16 protein-coding genes are annotated in these 22,447 nt (G+C 68.3%); 8 read left to right on the forward strand and 8 right to left on the reverse strand.

Annotated features, from left to right (window positions below; all coding sequences use genetic code 11):
- Positions 1-26: 26 nt before the first annotated feature.
- Positions 27-1,544, forward strand: a complete 1,518-nt coding sequence (locus L2Y94_RS09475) for a fumarate hydratase (RefSeq protein ID WP_247374643.1) — start codon at positions 27-29, stop codon at positions 1,542-1,544.
- A 94-nt stretch (positions 1,545-1,638) separates the two neighbouring features.
- Here L2Y94_RS09475 and L2Y94_RS09480 read toward each other — a convergent pair whose 3' ends face one another.
- The 5 genes from L2Y94_RS09480 to L2Y94_RS09500 all read right to left on the reverse strand — a co-directional run bounded on the left by L2Y94_RS09480 (position 1,639) and on the right by L2Y94_RS09500 (position 7,308).
- Complete coding sequence (locus L2Y94_RS09480) at positions 1,639-2,667, reverse strand: acetate/propionate family kinase (RefSeq protein WP_247374645.1); 1,029 nt, start codon at positions 2,665-2,667, stop codon at positions 1,639-1,641.
- Positions 2,649-5,012, reverse strand: a complete 2,364-nt coding sequence (locus L2Y94_RS09485; protein WP_247374646.1) for a phosphoketolase family protein — start codon at positions 5,010-5,012, stop codon at positions 2,649-2,651. The genes L2Y94_RS09480 and L2Y94_RS09485 overlap by 19 nt, the downstream gene beginning before the upstream one ends.
- Positions 5,013-5,084: 72 nt before the next feature.
- Entirely contained in the window at positions 5,085-5,930 is an 846-nt protein-coding gene (locus tag L2Y94_RS09490; protein ID WP_247374648.1) for a restriction endonuclease, read from the reverse strand.
- A gap of 44 nt (positions 5,931-5,974) precedes the next feature.
- Entirely contained in the window at positions 5,975-6,208 is a 234-nt protein-coding gene (locus tag L2Y94_RS09495; RefSeq protein WP_247374650.1) for a hypothetical protein, read from the reverse strand.
- A gap of 47 nt (positions 6,209-6,255) precedes the next feature.
- Positions 6,256-7,308 (reverse strand): HDOD domain-containing protein, encoded by a 1,053-nt coding sequence (locus L2Y94_RS09500; protein ID WP_247374653.1) that lies wholly within the window; start codon positions 7,306-7,308, stop codon positions 6,256-6,258.
- 46 nt (positions 7,309-7,354) lie between these two features.
- Between L2Y94_RS09500 and L2Y94_RS09505 the strand changes: the two genes are divergently transcribed.
- Positions 7,355-8,209, forward strand: coding sequence for a pseudouridine synthase (locus tag L2Y94_RS09505; RefSeq protein ID WP_247374655.1), 855 nt, complete (start codon positions 7,355-7,357; stop codon positions 8,207-8,209).
- 1,566 nt (positions 8,210-9,775) lie between these two features.
- A complete protein-coding gene (locus tag L2Y94_RS09510) occupies positions 9,776-11,173 on the forward strand; it encodes an MFS transporter (protein WP_247374658.1) in 1,398 nt (465 codons plus the stop codon).
- A 90-nt stretch (positions 11,174-11,263) separates the two neighbouring features.
- Here L2Y94_RS09510 and aat read toward each other — a convergent pair whose 3' ends face one another.
- From aat to trxB, 3 genes are read right to left on the reverse strand one after another with little or no spacing between them, the layout of a single operon-like run.
- On the reverse strand, positions 11,264-11,974 hold the full coding sequence (gene aat, locus L2Y94_RS09515; RefSeq protein ID WP_247374659.1) for a leucyl/phenylalanyl-tRNA--protein transferase: 711 nt from the start codon (positions 11,972-11,974) through the stop codon (positions 11,264-11,266).
- Entirely contained in the window at positions 11,971-13,104 is a 1,134-nt protein-coding gene (locus L2Y94_RS09520) for a GNAT family N-acetyltransferase (RefSeq protein ID WP_247374662.1), read from the reverse strand. The genes aat and L2Y94_RS09520 overlap by 4 nt, the downstream gene beginning before the upstream one ends.
- Before the next feature lie 40 nt (positions 13,105-13,144).
- A complete protein-coding gene (trxB, locus tag L2Y94_RS09525; protein WP_247374663.1) occupies positions 13,145-14,110 on the reverse strand; it encodes a thioredoxin-disulfide reductase in 966 nt (321 codons plus the stop codon).
- Between the two features lie 163 nt (positions 14,111-14,273).
- Between trxB and L2Y94_RS09530 the strand changes: the two genes are divergently transcribed.
- From L2Y94_RS09530 to L2Y94_RS09550, 5 genes are all read left to right on the forward strand, one after another.
- Entirely contained in the window at positions 14,274-16,622 is a 2,349-nt protein-coding gene (locus tag L2Y94_RS09530) for a DNA translocase FtsK (protein WP_247374665.1), read from the forward strand.
- A 4-nt stretch (positions 16,623-16,626) separates the two neighbouring features.
- Positions 16,627-17,055 carry a hypothetical protein gene (locus tag L2Y94_RS09535; protein ID WP_247374667.1) on the forward strand — a complete coding sequence of 143 codons (429 nt, stop codon included), beginning with the start codon at positions 16,627-16,629 and terminating at the stop codon, positions 17,053-17,055.
- A 32-nt stretch (positions 17,056-17,087) separates the two neighbouring features.
- On the forward strand, positions 17,088-17,735 hold the full coding sequence (gene lolA / locus L2Y94_RS09540; RefSeq protein WP_247374668.1) for an outer membrane lipoprotein periplasmic chaperone LolA: 648 nt from the start codon (positions 17,088-17,090) through the stop codon (positions 17,733-17,735).
- 698 nt (positions 17,736-18,433) lie between these two features.
- Positions 18,434-21,106, forward strand: a complete 2,673-nt coding sequence (locus tag L2Y94_RS09545) for a DUF2339 domain-containing protein (protein ID WP_247374670.1) — start codon at positions 18,434-18,436, stop codon at positions 21,104-21,106.
- Positions 21,096-22,433, forward strand: coding sequence for a DUF3999 family protein (locus tag L2Y94_RS09550; protein WP_247374671.1), 1,338 nt, complete (start codon positions 21,096-21,098; stop codon positions 22,431-22,433). The genes L2Y94_RS09545 and L2Y94_RS09550 overlap by 11 nt, the downstream gene beginning before the upstream one ends.
- Positions 22,434-22,447 lie beyond the last annotated feature (14 nt).

Below are 22,447 nucleotides of genomic sequence, written 5' to 3' on the forward strand. Positions count from 1 at the left end.
CAGCCCCCGCGAGCCAGCGTACCGCCATGACCTCGATCAAGCAGGACGACCTCATCCAGAGCGTCGCCGACGCCCTCCAGTACATCTCCTACTACCATCCGGTGGATTACATCCGGAACCTCTCCGCGGCCTACGAGCGCGAGGAGTCCCCGGCCGCGAAGGACGCCATCGCCCAGATCCTCATCAACTCGCGCATGTGTGCCGAGGGCCACCGTCCCATCTGCCAGGACACCGGCATCGTCACCGTCTTCCTCAAGATCGGCATGAACGTGCGCTGGGACGACGCCACGATGGGTGTGGAGGAGATGGTGAACGAGGGCGTTCGCCGTGCCTACAACCACCCGGACAACAAGCTGCGCGCCTCCGTGCTGGCCGATCCGGCCGGCAAGCGCATGAATACCCGCGACAACACGCCGGCCGTGATCAACGTGTCCGTGGTGCCGGGCGACACGGTGGACGTCATCGTCGCCGCCAAGGGCGGTGGTTCGGAAGCCAAGTCGAAGTTCGCCATGCTCAACCCGTCCGACTCCATCGTCGACTGGGTGCTGAAGACCGTGCCCACCATGGGCGCCGGCTGGTGCCCGCCGGGCATGCTCGGCATCGGCATCGGCGGTACCGCCGAAAAGGCGATGCTGCTGGCGAAGGAATCGCTGATGGAGCCCATCGACATCGTCGACCTCATCGCCCGCGGCCCGTCCAACCGCGCCGAAGAGCTACGCCTGGAGCTGTACGAGAAGGTCAACGCGCTCGGTATCGGCGCGCAGGGCCTGGGCGGCCTCACCACGGTGCTCGACATCAAGGTGAAGGATTACCCCACCCACGCCGCCAACCTGCCGGTGGCGATGATCCCCAACTGCGCCGCCACCCGCCACGCGCACTTCGTGCTCGACGGCTCCGGCCCGGTCGCGCTCGATCCGCCGTCGCTGGACGACTGGCCGAAGCTCACCTACGACGCGTCCAAGGGCCGTCGCGTGAACCTCGACACGATCACCCGCGAGGAAGTCGCCAGTTGGAAGCCGGGCGAGGTGATCCTGCTCAACGGCAAGCTGCTCACCGGCCGCGACGCCGCGCACAAGCGCATGATCGACATGCTCAACCGTGGCGAGACGCTGCCGGTGGATTTCACCAACCGATTCATCTACTACGTGGGCCCGGTCGATCCGGTGCGCGACGAGGTGGTCGGCCCCGCCGGCCCCACCACGGCCACGCGCATGGACAAGTTCACGCGCCAGATGCTGGAGACCACGGGCCTGCTCGGCATGGTCGGCAAGTCCGAGCGCGGCCCGACGGCCATCGACGCGATCCGCGACAACAAGGCGGTTTACCTGATGGCCGTGGGCGGTGCCGCGTACCTGGTGTCGAAGGCGATCAAGGCTTCGCGCGTGCTGGCCTTCGAAGACCTCGGCATGGAGGCGATCTACGAGTTCGAGGTGAAGGACATGCCGGTGACCGTGGCGGTCGATAGCCAGGGCACGTCCGTGCACCAGACGGGGCCGAAGGAGTGGCGCACGAAGATCGGCAAGATTCCGGTCGTCGTGGAGTAAGAGCTCGCCGATACGATCGGCTCCCACCCCTTCGGTAGCCATGTTTACGCGACCAGCCTACCGAAGGGGTGGGAGCCGATCGTATCGGCGAACGCTACGAAGCGAGGCGAAAGGCATGCCTCGCGATCTGCTCGTCCTCTTCGGTCGGCACCACGCGGCTTTCGAAGTCCCCGATCCACTGCAACCCGGCAAGGATCGCATCGCGCGTCACCCCATCGTTCTCCCCGATGCCACCGGTGAACACCAGTAGATCCAGCCCGCCGAGCGAAGCGACCATCCCCGCCACCTGCTTGCGCGCCACGTGCACGAACACGTCCTGCGCGAGTCGCGACGCCTCGTTACCCATCGCATGCAGCTTGCGCATGTCGCTGGTGCCGCCGGACAACCCCTTCAGGCCCGACTCGCGATCCACCAGCGTCTCCAGCTTCGCCGCGTCGTAACCCTTTTCGCGCATCAGGTAGAGCAGCACGCCCGGATCGAGATCCCCGGGCCGGGTGCCCATCACGATGCCGCCGGTCGGTGTCAGCCCCATCGTGGTATCCACCGACTTTCCGTCGAGCACGGCGCACAGGCTGGCGCCGTTGCCCAGGTGCGCGATCACCGTGCGCGAGGGTAGTGCGTCGCCGAGCTGCTGGACGATGGACTCGTACGACAGCCCGTGGAACCCGTACCGCTCGATGCCGCCCTCGCGAAGTTCGGCGGGCAAGGGCAAGGTCTTCGCCACGATCGGCAGGCTCGCGTGGAACGCCGTATCGAAACACGCCACCTGCGGCACGCCCCGGAACGCCTCGCGTGCCCGCTTCACCATGGCGAGCGCGGGAGGCACGTGCAAGGGCGCGAAGGCGCGGGCTTCTTCCAGTCGTCCCATCAAGGCATCGTCGATCCTCGCGTGCTCGCGTACGTTCGGGCCGCCATGCACGAGCCGGTGTCCGATGGCTTCGGGCGGGGGCATGGCGCGTTCGCGCAGCGTCGCGAGCACGGCTTCCATGGCGTCGTCGCCGGGCGCGTCGGTCTGTTCGGCCAGCAAGGCATCGCAGCGATCGCCGTCCACCCGGTACAGCCCGTACTTCAACGACGACGAGCCCGTGTTGAGCGCCAGCACGATCACGATTCGGCCTTCCACTGCCAGTCGCGCACCTCGGGAAGGTCCTGCCCGTGCTCGCTCACGTAGAGCTTGTGCCGCTGGATATCCGACCAGTAACGCTGCGTGGCCTTCTCGCGCTCGCCGGCGAATCGGGGCACGCGGTTGATCACGTCCAGCGCCAGCTGGAAGCGATCCATGTTGTTGAGCACCATCATGTCCAGCGCGGTGGTGGTCGTGCCTTCTTCCTTGTAGCCGCGCACGTGGATGTTGTCGTGGTTGTGCCGCCGGTAGGTGAGCTTGTGGATGATGCCCGGATAGCCGTGGAAGGCGAAGATCACCGGCTTGTCCTTGGTGAACAGGGCGTCGAACACGTCGTCGTCCATGCCGTGCGGGTGCTCGTCGGGCTGCTCCAGCGACATGAGGTCCACCACGTTGACCACGCGGATGCGGATGTCCGGCACGTACTCGCGAAGCAGCATCACGGCGGCCAGGATTTCCACCGTGGGCGCGTCGCCCGCGCAGGCCATCACCACGTCCGGATCGTCGCCGCCGCGACCGGCCCATTCCCAGATGCCCGCGCCCGCCGCGCAATGGCGCACGGCGCTTTCCATGTCGAGCCACTGCCAGTCGGGCTGCTTGCCCGCGACGATCACGTTCACGTAGTGCCGGCTGCGCAGGCAGTGGTCCGCCACCGACAGCAGGCAGTTCGCATCCGGTGGCAGGTAGATGCGCACGATCTCGGATTTCTTGTTCGCCACGTGGTCGATGAAACCCGGGTCCTGGTGCGAGAAGCCGTTGTGGTCCTGGTGCCACACGTGCGAGCTGAGCAGGTAGTTGAGCGACGGGATCGGCGGCCGCCACGACATCGTGCGCGTGACCTTCAGCCACTTGGCGTGCTGGTTGAACATCGAGTCGACGATGTGGATGAAGGCCTCGTAGCACGAGAAGAATCCATGCCGCCCCGTGAGCAGGTAGCCTTCGAGCCAGCCCTGGCACTGGTGCTCGCTGAGCATTTCCATCACGCGCCCGTCGGGAGCGAGATCGGTATCCACCTCTTCGTAGTCGCCCAACCAGGTTTTGGGGCTGGCCTCGTACACGGCTTCGAGACGGTTGGATGCCGTCTCGTCGGGGCCGAACAGGCGGAAGGTGGTCATGTTCCGGCGCATCACCTCGCGCAGGAAGCGCCCCAGCACGCGCGTGGCTTCGGCCTTGTGGTCGCCGGGCGACGTCACCGTTTCGGCGAAATCATGGAAATGCGGCATGTGCAGCGGCTTGGAGAGGATGCCGCCGTTGGCGTGCGGGTTCATGCCCATGCGGCGCCGGCCGGTGGGCGCGAGCGAGGCGAATTCCTCGCGGAAGCGGCCGCCTTCGTCGAACAGCTCGTCGGCCTCGTAGCTCTTCATCCAGTCTTCGAGGATCTTCACGTGCTCGTCGTTCTCGAACTTCGCGATGGGCACCTGGTGCGCGCGCCAGGTGCCTTCCACCGGCTTGCCGTCGACCTCTTTCGGCCCGGTCCAGCCCTTCGGCGAACGCAACACGATCATCGGCCAGCGCGGCCGCTTCGCCTGGGCGGCATCGCCTTCGCGGGCGTCTTTCTGGATGCGTGCGATCTCGTCCAGGCAGCGGTCCAGCGCCGCCGCGAAGGCCTGGTGCATCGGCTCGAACTCGTGCCCTTCGACGAAATGCGGCTCGTAGCCATAGCCGCGCATGAGGTCGCGCAACTCGTCCGGTTCGATGCGCGCGAGCACGGTGGGATTGGCGATCTTGAATCCGTTCAGATGCAGGATGGGCAACACGGCCCCGTCGCGAGCCGGATTCAGGAACTTGTTCGAATGCCAGCTCGTCGCCAGCGCGCCCGTTTCGGCTTCGCCGTCGCCCACGATGCAGGCCACCACGAGATCGGGGTTGTCGAACGCCGCGCCGAACGCGTGCGAGAGGGAATAGCCCAGCTCGCCGCCCTCGTGGATGGAGCCGGGGGTTTCCGGCGCCACGTGGCTGGGAATGCCGTAGGGCCAGGAGAACTGGCGGAACAGTTCGCGCATGCCCGCGGCGCTGCGGTCGATGTGCGGATAGATCTCGGTGTAGGAGCCTTCCAGATAGGTATGCGCCACCAGTCCGGGACCGCCGTGGCCGGGGCCGATGACGTAGATCATGTCGAGGTCGCGCTCGACGATGGCCCGGTTCAGATGCGTATAGATGAAATTGAGGCCGGTGGTCGTGCCCCAGTGGCCGAGCAGCCGGTGCTTGATGTGCTCGCGGGAGAGCGGTTCGTCGAGCAGGGGGTTGTCGCGCAGGTAGATCTGCCCGACGGAAAGGTAGTTGGCGGCGCGCCAATACGCGTGCATGCGCCGCAGCAGGTCGGGCGAGAGCGTCTTCTCGTTCATGGGGGCTTCCGGAGGCGGACGGGCTCCGCAAAGCCTAGGCCCGCGCGGATGGCGGGCACGTGAAACCCTCCCTTACCGGGAGGCGCCGACCTCGCGGGTGTTCCGCTCCATCACCTGCATGCCGTCCTCGACCTGCGGGTGCGTTTCATGGCGCGGCGTGGACGATTCGCGCAGGCGTGCCCGGGCCGCGAGTTCGCGCGAGGCGTCGTCGGCCGGTGCCGAGCCGGAGAGGCTCGAACGCCGGGATACGGGCGCCGGGGGCGTCGGCGGCGGGGTTTGCGAAGAACGCGCATCGTCGGCCGCGGCGGCCACGACCGGGGCGGCATCCTCGCCGGGTGTCGGCTTGCGGGGATGGCTCATGCGCCAGCCCAGCAGACCGAGAAGCAACAGGATGACGATGCCGAGCCCCATCGGCAGCAGCCGGGAGGAGTCCGTCCGGGACGGCGCCCCGCGGCGCTTTGCCCCACGCGTGTGACGCGCCGCCGGTGTGCCGGGCGCCTGGCCTTCCAGGTGATCGGGCAGCTTCAACATCACCCGCAGCAGGTCGCCGTCGACGAGCTGCAACCGCGGCTGTCGGCGGGCGAGAGCCTGCGCGTGGCTGTCGAAGCGGCCGCGCGTGACGAGGACGCCCCCGGTGGAGGCCTCGTTGAGCATCATGCTGAGCAGTTCGCTCACTTCCTGGGCACCCACCTCGGATGCATCCCAGTGGCGGCACTGCACGATCAGCGATTCGTTGCCGCGTCGAAGGCGAAGATCGATACCGCTTCCCAGGGCCTTCAACGACGGCGCGGGAGCGGCCAGCTCCACGCGATACCCCTGGTCGCGATAGTGCTCGGAAAGGTGGTGTTCGAAATCCTGCCAGCCCAGGCGCGTGAGCGCGTCCTTGGAGCCGGCGGGGGAGGGTGGCGCCGCGAACATGTGGAATGACCTGCCTGGGTATCCCTCCCATGATACCCACCGCCTCAATCCGCGGCGAGCATGGCGTCCACCGCACGCTCGATCTGCTCCGGGGTGGCGCTGGGATGCACGACCACGCAGCAGCCGCCTTCGACGGCGGTATGCGTCGCGACCGGGCAGCAGACCTTGCCGTCGTCGGCGCGTAGCGCCGGCGGCGTCGGTCGGGGTGAGTCGTAGCGGCGGAGGAAGCGCTGTCCATCCTGCGGCCCGCCGGCCATGATCGTGAGCCATTGGTACATGGCCGAAGTATTGCGGGAGCACGGCGGAAGGCGAGGCGCCTTTTCGGCTACGACGGTACGCCGGCGGACGCGGGGCCGCGCAATTCGTCGCGGCAGGCCGTCAGGCTCGATTGGCTGAAGCCCTGCTGGGCGGTCGCGCGTAACCCGGCATCGTTTTCCGCCAGGCCCTGTTCGACCAGCACGTCGAGCATCGCCAGGCGGCTGCCCGCGAGCAGGACGCGACCCAACGGCGTGCGTGCGCCCGCATCCGCCGGGTCGGCTCGTTCGGCGAGCGCCTGCACCACGCGCGAGGGAAACGCCCAATGCCGTGCCGCGTGAAGGGAAATCCGTTCCACCTGCTGGGCGATGGCGGCGACGAAGGCCCGGCTGTGGTCGAGCGTGGCCGTGTCGTCGCGACGCGCGAGTTCCTGGAGCATCGCCTGGACGCCGGCCTGGCTGACCATGCCGGCCAGGTAGGCTTCCAGGGCATCGCCGCGCTTGCGATCGAGGAAGGCGCACGCCTGGGCGCAACGTTCGGCGTGCTCCCAAAGGCGCTCCCCGGCAGACCGGCTCGTCGGCGCGGATCCGTCGCACAGTACCGATCGCATCGCCACCCGCACCATCGCGCGGCGCAAGCCTCCCTGGCCGAGCAGGGCCACGGCCTGGGACAGGCCGACGACCGGCCGCGTGGCACCGTAGCGCGGATGACTCGCCGCCTGGATCACCTCATCCATCAACGACCGGTCGCCTTCGACCTGGGCCAGCAGGGCGCGCGCACCGGAACCGTCGCCGCGAAGCGAACGCATGAGCGCCGGCAGCACCGGGAGTGCGCGGGGAAGGGCGCCGGGATCGACGCGTTCGCCGCCGAAGGCGTCGCGCACGCGCCGCAACACCGCCTGTTCCGCGGACGTGAGCGATTCCCGCGACGACGGCGGAAAGCCGAACACGAGACGGTAGAACCGATCCTCGATATCGGCCGCATGGAGGACACCCGCGGGAGGTTCGGCATCGCCGTCCGGCGGCGGCAGCGACAACGGCCCGGGAAGGCCGGACGGTGCGGGGGGACGGCGGCCGAACCACTTCCTGAAGAACCGGCCGATCACGGCGCTTCCTCGCGTCATGGGGAATTGGGCGGGAGTATATGCCGGGCGTTCTACAATGCATCACATGACTTTCGTTCCATCCAGTCGGCTTGTGCTTCCGTCGGGCGAGTGGCGCACGCTGCTCGATTTCCTAGACGAGCGGTTTCCCGCCGTGTCGCGCGCGGACTGGCTCGACCGGATGGCGCGGGGCACGGTGCGGGTCGACGGCGAGCCGGTCGATTCGCGAGGCATCTATCGCCCGGGCGCGACGCTGACGTACCGACGCGAGGTGCCCGACGAACCCCGCATTCCGTTCGAGGAAACCCTCGTCTACGTCGACGACGACCTCGTCATTGCCGACAAGCCGCATTTCCTTCCGGTGATGCCGGCGGGGGTGCATGTGGAAGAAACCCTATCGGTCCGCCTGGCAAGGCGGCTGGGCAACCCCGACCTGGTGGCCTTGCACCGGCTCGATCGCGACACCGCCGGGCTGGTGGTGTTTTCGGCAAGGCCTTCCAGCCGCGACGCCTATACGGCGTTGTTTCGCGACCGGCGGATCGCGAAGGTCTACGAAGCCATCGCGCCGCCGATGCCCGATCGCGCGTTTCCCTTCGAATACGCCAGCCGCCTCGAGCGTGGCGAGCCGTTCTTCCGCATACGGGAAGTGGACGGCGTGCCCAACGCCATCACGCGGGTGGACGTGATCGAGCGCGAGGGTGGGCGATGGCGCTATCGCCTGGAGCCGGTGAGCGGGCGCAAGCATCAGTTGCGCGTGCACATGGCGGCGCTGGGCGCGGCGATCGAGGGGGACCCGTACTACCCGCGCCTGACGGAGACAGCGGGCTTCGAGCGGCCGTTGCGCTTGCTGGCGCGGGAACTGCGCTTCGTCGATCCGTTGAGCGGGGTGGAGCGGGTGTTTCGTAGTGGGAGGCGGTTGTGATCTCCGAGGCCTCGTCGTCGGTCAGCCCCGTTCGCCGATGCGATCGGCTCCCACCCCTTCGGTAGCAACGCTGCCGACGCTCGCCGATGAGGGTCCTACCGAAGGGGTGGGAGCCGACCGTGTCGGCGAATCCTGCGAAGCGCTGACTTGCGGACGTCGCCCGGGGGCCACGTCGTTTGCATAAGCGCGCCCCAGGCGCAAGAAGGGTGGGGTTCGAGTGCCCGTTGAGCGGGGTGGAGCGGGTGTTTCGTAGTGGGAGGCGGTTGTGATCTCCGAGGCCTCGTCGTCGGTCAGCCCCGTTCGCCGATGTGATCGGCTCCCACCCCTTCGGTAGCAACGCTGCCGACGCTCGCCGATGAGGGTCCTACCGAAGGGGTGGGAGCCGACCGTGTCGGCGAATCCTGCGAAGCGCTGACTTGCGGACGTCGCCCGGGGGCCACGTCGTTTGCATAAGCGCGCCCCAGGCGCAAGACGGGTGGGGTTCGAGTGCCCGTTGAGCGGGGTGGAGCGGGTGTTTCGTAGTGGGAGGCGGTTGTGATCTCCGAGGCCTCGTCGTCGGTCAGCCCCGTTCGCCGATGTGATCGGCTCCCACCCCTTCGGTAGCAACGCTGCCGACGCTCGCCGATGAGGGTCCTACCGAAGGGGTGGGAGCCGACCGTGTCGGCGAATCCTGCGAAGCGCTGACTTGCGGACGTCGCCCGGGGGCCACGTCGTTTGCATAAGCGCGCCCCAGGCGCAAGAAGGGTGGGGTTCGAGTGCCCGTTGAGCGGGGTGGAGCGGGTGTTTCGTAGTGAGAGGCGGTTGTGATCTTCGAGGCCTCGTCGTCGGTCAGCCCCGTTCGCCGATGCGATCGGCTCCCACCCCTTCGGTAGCAACGCTGCCGACGCTCGCCGATGAGGGTCCTACCGAAGGGGTGGGAGCCGACCGTGTCGGCGAATCCTGCGAAGCGCTGACTTGCGGAGGTCGCCCGGGGGCCACGTCGTTTGCATAAGCGCGCCCCAGGCGCAAGAAGGGTGGGGTTCGAGTGCCCGTTGAGCGGGGTGGAGCGGGTGTTTCGTAGTGGGAGGCGGTTGTGATCTCCGAGGCCTCGTCGTCGGTCAGCCCCGTTCGCCGATGCGATCGGCTCCCACCCCTTCGGTAGCAACGCTGCCGACGCTCGCCGATGAGGCTCCTACCGAAGGGGTGGGAGCCGACCGTGTCGGCGAATCCTGCGAAGCGCTGACTTGCGGAGGTCGCCCGGGGGCCACGTCGTTTGCATAAGCGCGCCCCAGGCGCAAGAAGGGTGGGGTTCGAGTGCCCGTTGAGCGGGGTGGAGCGGGTATTTCGTAGTGGGAGGCTGTTGTGATCTTCGAGGCCTCGTCGTCGGTCAGCCCCGTTCGCCGATGCGATCGGCTCCCACCTCTTCGGTAGCAACGCTGCCGACGCTCGCCGATGAGGCTCCTACCGAAGGGGTGGGAGCCGACCGTGTCGGCGAATCCTGCGAAGCGCTGACTTGCGGGTGTGGCCCGGGGCCCACGTCGTGACGCCGGGTTTCCATAAGCGCGCCCCAGGCGCAAAATACGCGTAATGACCCCCGCTCCCGGCTTCCGCACCGTCGCCCTGATCATCGCCAGCGCGATGTTCATGGAACAGCTGGACGGCACCATCCTCGCCACCGCGCTTCCGGCCATGGCCGAATCGTTCGACGTGTCGCCGCTGCACATGAGCGTGGCGCTCACTTCGTACATGCTGAGCCTCGCGGTATTCATCCCGGCCAGCGGCGCCATCGCCGACCGTTTCGGTTCGCGCAACGTTTTCCGCGCCGCCATCGCGCTGTTCACCCTCGGCTCGATCCTCTGCGGCGTCTCCGGCAACCTCCCGTTGCTGGTGCTCTCGCGCCTGCTCCAAGGCGTCGGCGGCGCGATGATGGTGCCGGTGGGGCGCCTCGTGCTGCTGCGCTCGGTGCCGAAATCTGAACTGGTCAGCGCCATGTCGTGGCTGCTGGTACCCGCGCTCATCGGACCCGTGGTGGGGCCGCCCCTGGGTGGTTTCATCGTCACCTGGGTGTCGTGGCGCTGGATCTTCTACATCAACGTGCCCATCGGCCTGGCGGGCATCTGGCTGGCCACGCGTTACATCCCCGACGTGCGCATGCCGACCACGGGACGGTTCGATCGCATCGGTTTCGTGCTGTCGGGCGTGTCGCTCTCGTGCATCGTGTTCGGCCTGGAAATGGCCAGTCGCGGCGCCACGTCGGCGCTGGGTTCGTACGGCCTGATCGTCGCGGGCCTTGCCGTGGGCGCGGTCTACGTGTGGTATTCGCGCCGCGTGGAGAATCCCATCCTCGACCTGTCGCTGATGCGTTTCACCACCTTTCGCCTCTCGGTGATCGCGGGCTCGCTCACGCGCATCACCGCCGGTTCGGTACCGTTCCTGTTGCCGCTGATGATGCAGCTGGGCTTCGGCCTGTCGGCGGCGCACAGCGGCGTGGTCACCTTCGTCTCGGCACTCGGCGCGATGCTGATGAAGGCCACGGCGGCACCCGTGCTGCGCATCTGGGGGTTCCGTGCCACGCTCATCTGGAACGGCGTGCTGTCGATGGTGTGCATTGCCCTGTGCGCGGCGTTTCGTCCCGACTGGCCGTTGTGGACCATCTATACGATCCTGCTGCTCGGCGGCTTCTTCCAGTCGCTGCAATTCAGCGCGTATAACACCGTGGCCTATGCCGACGTACCGAGCGAGCGCTTCTCGTCGGCGACGAGCTTCTACACGACGTTCCAGCAGTTGATGCTGTCGCTGGGCATCTGCGTGGCGGCCGCGGCCTTGCATGCCTCGGTGGTGTGGAATGGGCGCGAGCATGCGCAGTTGCCCGATTTCAGCGTGGCCTTCCTGGTGGTGACCCTCGTTTCGCTCATCGCGGCGCCGGTGTGCGCGTTGCTGCCGAAGAACGCGGGGGCGGAGATGAGCGGGCATCGGGCGCGCTGAGTTCGCCGATACGATCGGCTCCCACCCCTTCGGTAGCAAGGTTTCGAAGAACGGGCTACCGAAGGGGTGGGAGCCGATCGTATCGGCGAATCAAGGCAGCGACACGGGATACCGGAGCCACGACCCCACCACCCCCGGCATCGCCGATAGCCGTCGCGCCTGCGCGACGAATTCCTTCCGCGGCAACTCCACCGCCCCCATGCTCAACAGGTGCGGGTTGGTCACCTGCGCATCGAGCAAGGGAAACCCCCACCCGTTCAGCAACCGGCACAATCCCGCCAGCGCCACTTTCGAGCCGCCGGTGCGCGCCGAAAACATCGATTCACCGCAGAACAGGCGCCCCACGGCCACGCCGTAGATGCCACCGACCAGCGAGCCGCGGTCCCACACCTCCACGCTATGCGCATGCCCCAGCCGATGCAGCTCCTCGTAGGCGGCGATCATGTCGGCCCCGATCCACGTTCCCGGCTGGCCGTTGCGCGGCGCGGCACAGGCGCGCATCACGCGACCGAACGAGGTATCGGCGGTGAGCCGCCATCCCGAGCGATCGATCATCTTGCGCAGGCTGCGACTGATGTGGACGCCGTCGGTACGAAACGCACAACGCGGATCGGGAGACCACCAGAGGATCGGCTCGTCTTCGTTGAACCACGGAAACACGCCTTGACCGTACGCGGCGAGCAGGCGTTCGGGGGAGAGATCGCCGCCCCAGGCGAGCAGCCCGTTGGGTTCGTCCAGGGCGCTCTCCGGCATGGGAAACAGGCCGGGGCGCGTGGGGTGGAGTTGGGGCAGGCGGATCATCGGTTCGCGTAGGGCGAGTGGGTGAGCAGTTCCGCGCGATAGGCTTCGCGATGCCGGGCCTCCGCGACCAGCGCCTCGGCCACCGCGCGGCGGAAGCCGTCATGCGCGACGTAGTGGCGCGAGTGGGTCAGCGTGGGCAGGAAACCGCGCGCCAGCTTGTGCTCGCCCTGGGCACCGGGTTCGACCCGGGCCAGGCCCTCGCGGATGGCGTATTCGATGCCGCGGTAGTAGCAGAGCTCGAAATGCAGCCCCGACACCTCGACGCTCGCGCCCCAGTAACGGCCATAAAGCGTATCGCCACCACGCAGGAACAGCGCCATGGCGACGATGTCGTGCTCGTCGCGCGCCATCGCCACCTGTACGTTCGCACCCATGGCGTGGCCGAGATGGCGGAAGAACCGCGAGGTGAGGGCGGCGTGGTTGCCCTTCATGTCGAAGGTCAGCTCGTAGAGCGCGTGGATCTGTCGCCATTCCGCGTCGCCCAGCGTATCGCCGCCACGCATCTCCAGCGTCAGTCCGGCGGCCTGCGCGTAGCCGCGTTCCTGGCGGATGTTCTTGCGCTTCTTGGCGGTGAGCGCGGCGAGGAAATCGTCGAAATCGGCATAACCGCGGTTATGCCAATGGAACTGGTAGTCGGCGCGCGCGAGCCAGCGCTCGTCGAAGGCGTCGAGGTCGGTCTCGGGGAGGAAATTGGCATGCACCGACGACAGGCCCAGCCGGTCGGCCTCGTCGACCAGCGCGGCGGTCAACTGGCGGCGCAGGGCATCGGCATCCGCGCCGGGACGCACGAGCAGGCGCGGGCCGGGCACGGGCGAGTAGGGCGAGGCGACGAGCAGCTTGGGGTAATAGTCGCCGCCGGCGCGCTCCCAGGCGGCGGCCCAGCTCCAGTCGAAGACGAACTCGCCGTGCGAGTTGCCCTTGAGGTAGGTGGGTGCGGCGGCGACGATGCGTTCGCCGTCGAAGATCGCCAGGTGGTACGGCCGCCAGCCGTAATCCTCGCGCAGGCAACCCTGGGCTTCCATGCCGGCCAGGAACGCGTGGGATACGAAAGGATTGCCGCCCGGGACCATGGCGTCCCAGTCGGATGGCGCGATGCCGGAGAGGCCGTCGAGGAAACGGATCCCGTTCATGCCGGAGACGGCCCCGCGTGGGGTGCGCGGGGCCTGGCCATCACGGATTGATCGGCATCTGCTGGTCGAGCCAGCGTTCGGCGTCCAGCGCGGCCATGCAGCCGAAGCCGGCCGAGGTGATCGCCTGGCGGTAGACGTGGTCGGCCACGTCGCCGGCCGCGAACACGCCTTCCACCGAGGTGGCGGTGGCCATGCCGCCCAGGCCCGACTTGATCTGGATGTAGCCGTCCTTCATCTCGAGCTGGCCTTCGAAGATGCCGGTATTGGGCGTGTGGCCGATGGCCACGAAGAAGCCCTGCACCTCGATGTCGCGCTTGGCGCCGGTGTTGACGTCCTTCACGCGCACGCCGTTCACGCCGGAGTCGTCGCCCAGCACTTCGTCGATCTGATGGTTCCACACCAGTTCGATCTTGCCGGCCGCGGCCTTCTCCATGAGCTTGTCCTGCATGATCTTCTCGGCGCGCAGCTTGTCGCGGCGGTGCACGAGGTAGACCTTGCGGGCGATGTTGGAGAGATAAAGCGCTTCTTCGACGGCCGTGTTGCCGCCGCCGACCACGACCACGTCCTGCTCGCGGAAGAAGAAGCCGTCGCAGGTGGCGCAGGCGGACACGCCGCGGCCCTTGAACTTCTCCTCCGAGGCGATGCCCAGGTACTTCGCCGTGGCGCCGGTGGTGATGATGAGCGCGTCGGCGGTGTACTCGCCGCCGTCGCCCTTGAGGGTGAACGGACGCTTGGAGAGATCCACCTTGTGGATATGGTCGAACACCATCTCGGTCTCGAAGCGCTCGGCGTGTTCCGCCATGCGGCGCATGAGCTCCGGACCCTGCACGCCCTTTTCGTCGCCCGGCCAGTTGTCCACCTCGGTGGTGGTCATCAGCTGGCCACCCTGCTGCAGACCGGTGACCATGGTCGGCTTCAGGTTGGCGCGCGCCGCGTAGACCGCCGCCGTGTAGCCGGCGGGACCGGAGCCTAGGATCAGCAGGCGGCTGTGCTTGGGGGTGCTCATGTATAATCCTTGGGTTAATTAAAGCGTAACGTGCGGATTCATCTCGTCGCCCGCGCGTATCTGGCCCGCAAGAATGGGGAACAGGCGGGCATGATTCAAGGCACCCTTGGGGTGCCGACCGTGGCATGATGCCGCGAATAGTCCATTCCGAGGTCGGTGGTAAGTGGCGCGCAGCGCGAAAGTCGTTAAGAAACAGGCCAAGGCCCAGGTCAAGGCCCAACGCGAAGGACTGAGCGACGAGCTCAAGCGCCGGCTGCGCGAGGCCGGGGCACTCCTGCTGCTCCCCATCGCCCTCTATCTGTTGGTGTGCCTGCTCAGCTACAACGACCAGGACCCCAGTTGGGGCCACATGGGCGTGACCGAGCGTGCCACCAATTTCGGCGGCGCCGTGGGCGCCAACATCGCCAACCTCCTGCGCTACATCTTCGGCCTGGTGGCGTACTGCTTTCCGCTGCTCCTGCTGGCCCTCGGCATCCGGGTGATCCGCCACCGCGGCGAGCGCGACGTGCAGCCGTGGGAGCCGTCGTTGCGGCTGATCGGCTTCGTCTTCTTCTTCATCACCGCACCCGCGCTGGTCTACCTGAACGTCGATTCGCCCGTGCTGCCCGAAGGGCCCGGCGGCATCGTCGGCAAATGGGTGGGCCGTGGGCTGCACGGCGCCTTCGGAGACAAGGGGGCGCCCTTGCTGTTGCTGGCGGTGTGCCTGGTGGCGGTGACGCTGGCCACCGGCCTGTCGTGGTTCAAGCTGATGGACGCCACCGGCGAGCTGGTGGTGCGCATCGGCGGCTGGTTCGGCGGCAAGGTACGGCAGGCGCCCGAGGTGATGGCCGCGCGCACCGCCCGCGCCGAGCGCGAGGTGGTGAAGAAGGCCGAGGCCGTGAAGCAGGCCAGGCGTGAGCCGGTGCGCATCGAGACGCCGGTCGCCTCCGTGGTGGCCAAGAGCGAACGCGCCACCCGCGAAAACCAGATTCCGCTGTTCACCGGCGCGTCGATGGACGGCGAACTGCCGCCGCTGTCGCTGCTCGACGAAGCCCCGCCGCAGGGCCCGGGCTATTCGGAAGAGACCCTCGAGGTGCTTTCCCGCCAGGTGGAGCTCAAGCTGCGCGACTTCCGCGTGGAAGCCCGCGTGATGGGCGTGTACCCCGGGCCGGTCATCACCCGTTTCGAGCTCGAACCCGCCGCCGGCGTGCGCGGCAGCCAGGTCTCCAGCCTCGACAAGGACATCGCCCGCGGCCTCTCCGTGGTGAGCGTGCGCGTGGTCGACGTCATTCCGGGCAAGAACGTCATCGGCCTGGAAATCCCCAACACCAAGAAGCAGATCGTCTACCTCTCCGAGATCCTGCGTTCGGAGCGCTACGACCAGGTGAAGTCGCCCCTGGCGTTGGCCCTGGGCAAGGACATCGGCGGCAAGGCCGTGGTGGCCGACCTGGCGAAGATGCCGCACCTGCTCGTGGCCGGCACCACCGGCTCGGGCAAGTCCGTGGCGGTGAACGCCATGGTGCTGAGCCTGCTCTACAAGAGCAGCGCGAAAGACGTGCGCATGATCATGATCGACCCGAAGATGCTGGAACTCTCGGTCTACGAGGGCATCCCGCACCTGCTCGCGCCGGTCGTCACCGACATGAAGGAAGCCGCCAACGCGTTGCGCTGGTGCGTGGCCGAGATGGAGCGGCGCTACAAGCTCATGGCCGCGGTGGGCGTGCGCAACCTCGGGGGCTTCAACAAGAAGGTGAAGGAGGCGGAAAGCGCGGGCCAGCCGCTGCTCGATCCGCTGTTCCGTCCCAACCCCGACATGCCGGGCATGCAGGCCGAACCGCTCGAGCCGCTGCCGCACATCGTCATCATCATCGACGAATTCGCCGACATGATGATGATCGTCGGCAAGAAGGTGGAAGAGCTCATCGCCCGCCTCGCGCAGAAGGCGCGCGCCGCCGGCGTGCACCTCATCCTCGCCACGCAGCGCCCCTCGGTGGATGTCATCACCGGCCTCATCAAGGCCAACATCCCCACGCGCATCGCGTTCCAGGTGTCGTCCAAGATCGACTCGCGCACGATCCTGGACCAGTCCGGCGCCGAGGCCCTGCTGGGCCACGGCGACATGCTCTACCTGCCGCCGGGCACGGCCACGCCGGAGCGCGTGCATGGCGCCTTCGTGGACGACCACGAGGTGCACAACGTGGTGGAGTGGCTGCGCGCGCAGGGTTCGCCCAACTACATCGAGGGCGTGCTCGAGGAAGTGCAGTCCACCGCCGACGGCAAGATCATCAGCGACTCCGGCCTGCCGCAGGATGCCGACGGCGATGGCGACAGCGACAACGCGCTCTACGATCGCGCCGTGCGCGTGGTCACCGAAACGCGACGCGCGTCCATTTCCGGCGTGCAGCGCCACCTGCGCATCGGCTACAACCGCGCCGCCCGCCTCGTCGAACAGATGGAGCAGGACGGCATCGTCAGCGCGCCGCAGCACAACGGCAACCGCGAAGTGCTCGCGCCGCCGCCCCCGAAGGACTGATCCCATGAACGCCATCACGCCGGGAGCGCTTCGCCAGCGTCCCTGGAGCCTGCTCGTCACCGGCGAGTTCGCACCCACCCCCGAAGTGCTCGACGAGATCGAGAGCGTGTTCGAGTTGAACCCGGCCATTCCGGGTCTCGAGCTGCGCGCCGACGACGGCCGCCAGTGCACCGTGCTTCGCGAGTATCCCGCCGGGCATACCGCCGAGGTCGACGACGCGCTGGAGGTGATCTTCGCCGAACAGCCCGAGATCGCCGAGATCGTGGTGCTGGGCCAGGAAGCCCGTCCCGCGCACGTCGCCACCCGCGAGGCGCCGTTCTGGCACCGCGACGGCAAGGCCATCGCCGAGATCAGCGACCGCATGCAGGCGGGCGAGATCAGCCCCGGCGAGGCCATCGACATGCTTAAGTCCTTGTTCGAGACCGATCGCTGACAATCCGCGCCGCCCTCCACGGAAAACCGCCCATGAAACGCCTGCTGCTCGCCGCGACGCTGCTCCTGACCTGCCTTCCGGCCTTCGCCGCCGGCCCGGCGCGCGAGCGCCTCGATGCCTTCGCCAAGGGCCTGCACTCGATCACGGGGCGATTCAGCCAGACGCTGTCCAACGCCAACGGCGATCCGGGCAAGTCGAGCACGGGCACGCTGGCGCTGCAGGCGCCGCGCCAGTTCCGCTGGGAGACCACGGCGCCGTACAAGCAGACCATCGTGGCCGACGGCAGCCGCGTGTGGCTGTACGACCCCGACCTGGAACAGGTGACGGTGCGCAAGCAGAGCAGCGAAGAGGCGCAGAGCCCGCTCACGGTGCTCACCGATCTTTCCCTGATGGACCGCGATTTCAAGGTCACCGAGCAGGGCGAGCACGACGGCCTGCAGTGGCTGCGCCTGAAGTCGACCAGCAAGGACCCGCAATTCGACTACGCGGACCTCGGCTTCGACGCGTCGGGCCTCGCGCGCATGGTGTTCAAGGATCAGCTCGGCAACACCACCACCATCCAGTTCGCCGGTTGGCAGAAGAACGCCCCCGTGCCGGCCGACACCTTCAACTTCGTGCCACCCCAGGGCACCGACGTGATCGGCGACCAGCCGGTACTCCAGACCCAGCCGGTGCATTGAATCGCTCAAGCTGAAGCCCTGGCATCACTGCTTCGTCGGTTCGCCGATGCGATCGGCTCCCACCCCTCCGGTAGGAGCGTCCTGCGGTGCTCCGTCCAGGAATCGTGCGGAGCGGAAGGCGCGGCGTCGCCGCTTCGTTGGCTTTCGCCGATGCGATCGGCTCCCACCCCTCCGGTAGGAGCGTCCTGCGGTGCTCCGTCCAGGAATCGTGCGGAGCGGAAGGCCCGGCGTCATTGCTTCGTTGGCTTTCGCCGATGCGATCGGCTCCCACCCCTCCGGTAGGAGCGTCCTGCGGTGCTCCGTCCAGGAATCGTGCGGAGCGGAAGGCCCGGCGTCATTGCTTCGTTGGCTTTCGCCGATGCGATCGGCTCCCACCCCTCCGGTAGGAGCGTCCTGCGGTGCTCCGTCCAGGAATCGTGCGGAGCTGAAGGCGCGGCGTCGCCGCTTCGTTGGCTTTCGCCGATGCGATCGGCTCCCACCCCTCCGGTAGGAGCGTCCTGCGGTGCTCCGTCCAGGAATCGTGCGGAGCGGAAGGCCCGGCGTCATTGCTTCGTTGGCTATCGCCGATGCGATCGGCTCCCACCCCTCCGTAGAAGCCTTGCTACCGAAGGGGTGGGAGCCGATCGTATCGGCGATAGCTACGAAGCGATTTCATGCCAGACTGCGCCCGACATCGGACGTGGTCGAGGGACAAAGGCATGTACGTTCTCTTCGGAATCATCGGCGCGATCGTCGGCGCCTTCGTGGGGCAGGGTGTTGCAGGGGGTGTGGCCGGATTTGCCATCGGCGTGCTTTGGGCGCGCACCTCGCTGCTGCGCAACGATCTCGACGAAGCCCTGCGCCGCCTCGGTGAAAAACCGGCACCCGCGCCGATCCAGGAGCGACTCGACGAGCAGCCCGTCACGCCGGTTGCCTGGCCCGACAACCCGGCGCCCGCACCTCGGCCCATCGTCCCCCCACCGATGCCGGTCGCCGAGCCCTTAGCCGCCTACGCCCCTCCTCCGGCACCCGAGCCGTCCGTACCGGCCGGCCCCAGCGTCGGCGATCGCATCGCCACGGCGATCAAACGCTGGTTCACCGAAGGCAACGTGCCGGTCAAGGTCGGCATGCTGGTGCTGTTCGCCGGCGTGGCCGCCTTCCTCAAATACGCCACCGACGCCGGCCTGCTGCGCATCCCCCTTCCCGTGCGCCTCATGCTCGTGGCCTTGCTCGCCATCGCCGGCGTCGCCTTCGGCTGGATCCAGCGCGACAAGCGCCGTGCCTTCGCCCTCTCGCTGCAGGGCGGTTCCATCGGCGTGCTGGTGATGACGGTGTTCGCCGCCTATCGCCTGTACGCGCTCATCGATTCGCTACCCGCGTTCGTGCTGCTGGTGATCTTCGTGGGCGGCCTCGGCGTGCTCGCCGTGCTGCAGGACGCGCTCGCGTTGGCCGTGCTCGGCCTGGTGGCCGGTTTCGCCGCGCCGATCATCGCGTCGAGCGGGCAGGGCAGCCACGTGGTCTTGTTCACCTACTACGCCGTGCTCAACCTCGGCATCCTCGGCATCGCGTGGAAGAAGGCCTGGCGCGTGCTCAACGTGCTCGGCTTCGTCGCCACCTTCGGCGTGGGCACCGCATGGGGCGTGCTGCGCTATTCGCCCGGGTTGTTCGCCAGCACCGAGCCCTTCCTCGTGCTGCATTTCCTGCTCTATCTCGCCGTGCCCTGGCTGCACGTGCTGCGCTCGCCCGACCAGCGCAAGGCGATCCTCGACGGCTGCCTGATGTTCGGCAATCCCATCGCCTGCCTCATCCTGCAAGCGGCCTTGCTCGACTGGCAACCGATGCCGCTGGCGATCTCCGCCATCGTCGCCGCGGCCCTCTATGTAGGCATCGCGTTCGCCGTCCGGCATCGCGACGACATGCGCCTGTTGCGCGACACCTGGGCCGTGCTCGCCGTCGCGTTCGCGACGGTGGCCGTGCCGTTGGCGCTGAGCGCGAGCGCCACCGCCGCGGTGTTCGCCCTGGAAGGCGCGGGGCTCATCTGGCTCGGTTTCCGCCAGTCGCGTCCGTTGCCACGCTGGACCGGCGTGCTGTTGCAGGTGGTGGCCGCCGCCGCTTGGTCGATGGCCGTGATGTTCGACAACCAGCACGATGCCTGGCCGCTCATCAACGGCCATTTCCTCGGCGCCGTATTGATCGTGGCGGGCGCCGCCGTCGGCGCATGGCAGTTCGACCACCATGGCCGCTCGCAAGGCATGTCGAGCCTCGCCCGCGTGGGTCTGGCGTTGTGGGCGCTGGCCTGGTGGGGCATCGGCGTGGGTCGCGAGATCGACATCCACGCTGACGGCGCCGCCGCCATCGCGGCATGGATCGCCCTGATCGGCGTCACGGCGTGGCCCGTGGCCGAAGCCGGCCGCCGCGCGCGCAAGCTCGATCTCGGCGCGATCCTGGCCTTCATCGTGCCCGCCCTGTTCCTGCTCGGCATCGTGGTGCTTCAGGTGGCCGACTCGCGGAACACGCAGCCACTCGCTGGGTATCCGCTGCTGGCCGTGGTCGCCACGGGCATCGCGGGCTGGTTCGCGATGCGTGCGATTGTGCCGCACCCCGTTTCCGTGCTGATCGCGAACGTGCTCTGGTGGGCGCGCTGGCTCGCCCTGGCGGCCGTGGCCACCGACGTCGCCTTCGGCGCGGGCGTGCCGTCGGTGGGCGCGGCGTGGATCACCGCGCTGTTCGTCGCGCCGACCCTGCTGCTGACGGCCGCCAGCCTGTGGTGGCCGCGCCCGCTCGTATCGCCCGTGCCGGCACCGGCGAAAACGCTTCGCCTCGCCCTGGGCACCCTCTTGCTCGCCGGTACGGTCGTCATCGGCATCGCCCTGCTGGGCACGGCGGCAAGCCCGCGTCCGTTGCCGTTCGTGCCCGTGCTCAATCCGATCGACCTGCTGCTGCTCGCCGTGGTGGTGCTGGTGTTCCGCGCGCTTTCCGACGCCGCGGTGCCCGCCGACATCCGTGTCGCGCGCCCGGTGGTGTTCGCCGTCTGCGTGTTCGCGGTGGCGACCAGCGCCACCCTGCGCTCCGTGCATCACCTGGGCGGCGTGCCCTGGGGCCCCGGCCTGATGGCATCGAGCCTCGCGCAGCTCTCGCTCACGGTGGTGTGGAGCGCCATCGGCGTGCTCGCCTGGGTGGTGGGTTCCCGGCGCGGCCTGCGCATGCTCTGGCTCGCCGGTGCCTGCATCATGGCCCTCGTGCTCGCGAAGCTGCTGCTCGTCGACCGCGGCCACCTGGGCAACCTGTTCGGTATCGGTTCGTTCATGGCCTACGGCTTGCTGTGCACCCTCGTCGGTTACCTCGCCCCGGCCCCGCCGCGGCAGCCATCGGAGTCGCCCCATGCATCGTGAGTGGCGTTTCGTTTCCCTCCTGCTGGGTGCCGTCGCCCTCACGGCTCAGGCCGACCCGGCGCCGACGTTTGCCTACGCCTACCCGCTGTCCGTGCCGCCCGGCGCCAGCGCCTACCTCGTGGAGCTTCCGCAGGATGCCTACGGCTGGGCCAGGCTCGACGGCGGCCTCGTCGACGTGATCGTGGAGGATGCCAACGGCCAGCCCGTGGCGATGGGTCCCTATACGTCGTCGATGCCCACCTCCCATCCGCTCACCGTCGACGTACCGTTGCGCGCGGTGCCGCCGGTGGCCGAAGGCATGGGCGGGCCGCGCATCCAGCGCAGCACCAACGGCGACATCGTGATCGAGCCCGGCGCCGCGGCGGTGTCCGGCACGCCACGCGAATGGCTGTTCGACGCACGCTCGCCCGTCGCCGCCGAGCGCCTGGCGTTCCCGCCGCCCGGTCACGACGCCAGCCTCGCCGTGGACATCGACGGCAGCGCCAATCTCCAGGACTGGACCCCCCTCGCGCGCGGCGTCTCCATCGTGACCCTGGGGCAGGGCGACGGCGCGGTGGACGCACGCGTGGTGAAACTCGCCGCCGCGCCATGGCGTTATTACCGTGTGCGCGTGACCCAGGGCGACGCGCCATGGGATGCGAACGGCGGCGCGGCGGTGACGTTGTCCGGCACCGTGGTGGATGCCTCGACGAAAGACGAGGCCGGCATGCGCTGGCTCGACGTGGCCGCCACCGGCGAAAAGGCCAGCGGGCAGGGCACCGACTACGACTACGAGCTTCCCGCCGCGCTGCCGCTGAGCCGCGTGCGCGCCACGCTCGGCGCCGGCGACAACGTGGCCCGCCTCGACGTGGCCGCGGTGGCCGGCCCGATGACCGGTGAATCGCTGGGTACCATCGTGGTGACGCCGGGCCAGGGCGCGCAGTACGCGCTGGAGGTGCCTCCGGGCCGCCGCGGACACCTTCGCGTGCACACCTCCACGCCCCTGCGTGGGGCACCGACGCTGAGCGTGGGCTGGCGCCCCGACCGCTTCGTCTTCCTGCCCGAAGGCAAGCCGCCTTACCGACTGCTGGTCGGCAGTCGCATGGCCCGCCGGCCGAACTGGCCCATCGATGACGCCATCGCCGCCCTGCGCAAGGCCAACGGCAGCGGCTGGCGCCCGGCCCCGGCCGTCGTCGGCCCCGGCGAGGAACGGGCCGGCCGCGAGGCCGTGGATGCGCCCGCGGCATCCTTCGACTGGACCCGGCCGCTGCTGTGGGTGGTACTGCTGCTCGGCGCCGCCGTGGTGATCGGCATGGCCACGAGCCTGCTGCGCAAAAAGGGCCCCTAGGGGGCATTGAGGCG

The sequence above is a fragment of the Luteibacter aegosomatis genome (assembly GCF_023078455.1).
Classification (GTDB): Bacteria; Pseudomonadota; Gammaproteobacteria; order Xanthomonadales; family Rhodanobacteraceae; genus Luteibacter; species Luteibacter aegosomatis.

What these genes read in the sequence shown, in the direction of transcription:
- L2Y94_RS09475 (WP_247374643.1), top strand. Translation starts at nt 27, where the DNA reads ATGACCTCGATCAAGCAGGACGACCTCATCCAGAGCGTCGCCGACGCC.
- L2Y94_RS09485 (WP_247374646.1), bottom strand. Translation starts at nt 5,012, where the DNA reads ATGAACGAGAAGACGCTCTCGCCCGACCTGCTGCGGCGCATGCACGCG.
- L2Y94_RS09490 (WP_247374648.1), bottom strand. Translation starts at nt 5,930, where the DNA reads ATGTTCGCGGCGCCACCCTCCCCCGCCGGCTCCAAGGACGCGCTCACG.
- L2Y94_RS09495 (WP_247374650.1), bottom strand. Translation starts at nt 6,208, where the DNA reads ATGTACCAATGGCTCACGATCATGGCCGGCGGGCCGCAGGATGGACAG.
- L2Y94_RS09500 (WP_247374653.1), bottom strand. Translation starts at nt 7,308, where the DNA reads ATGACGCGAGGAAGCGCCGTGATCGGCCGGTTCTTCAGGAAGTGGTTC.
- L2Y94_RS09505 (WP_247374655.1), top strand. Translation starts at nt 7,355, where the DNA reads ATGACTTTCGTTCCATCCAGTCGGCTTGTGCTTCCGTCGGGCGAGTGG.
- L2Y94_RS09510 (WP_247374658.1), top strand. Translation starts at nt 9,776, where the DNA reads ATGACCCCCGCTCCCGGCTTCCGCACCGTCGCCCTGATCATCGCCAGC.
- aat (WP_247374659.1), bottom strand. Translation starts at nt 11,974, where the DNA reads ATGATCCGCCTGCCCCAACTCCACCCCACGCGCCCCGGCCTGTTTCCC.
- L2Y94_RS09520 (WP_247374662.1), bottom strand. Translation starts at nt 13,104, where the DNA reads ATGAACGGGATCCGTTTCCTCGACGGCCTCTCCGGCATCGCGCCATCC.
- trxB (WP_247374663.1), bottom strand. Translation starts at nt 14,110, where the DNA reads ATGAGCACCCCCAAGCACAGCCGCCTGCTGATCCTAGGCTCCGGTCCC.
- L2Y94_RS09535 (WP_247374667.1), top strand. Translation starts at nt 16,627, where the DNA reads ATGAACGCCATCACGCCGGGAGCGCTTCGCCAGCGTCCCTGGAGCCTG.
- lolA (WP_247374668.1), top strand. Translation starts at nt 17,088, where the DNA reads ATGAAACGCCTGCTGCTCGCCGCGACGCTGCTCCTGACCTGCCTTCCG.
- L2Y94_RS09545 (WP_247374670.1), top strand. Translation starts at nt 18,434, where the DNA reads ATGTACGTTCTCTTCGGAATCATCGGCGCGATCGTCGGCGCCTTCGTG.
- L2Y94_RS09550 (WP_247374671.1), top strand. Translation starts at nt 21,096, where the DNA reads ATGCATCGTGAGTGGCGTTTCGTTTCCCTCCTGCTGGGTGCCGTCGCC.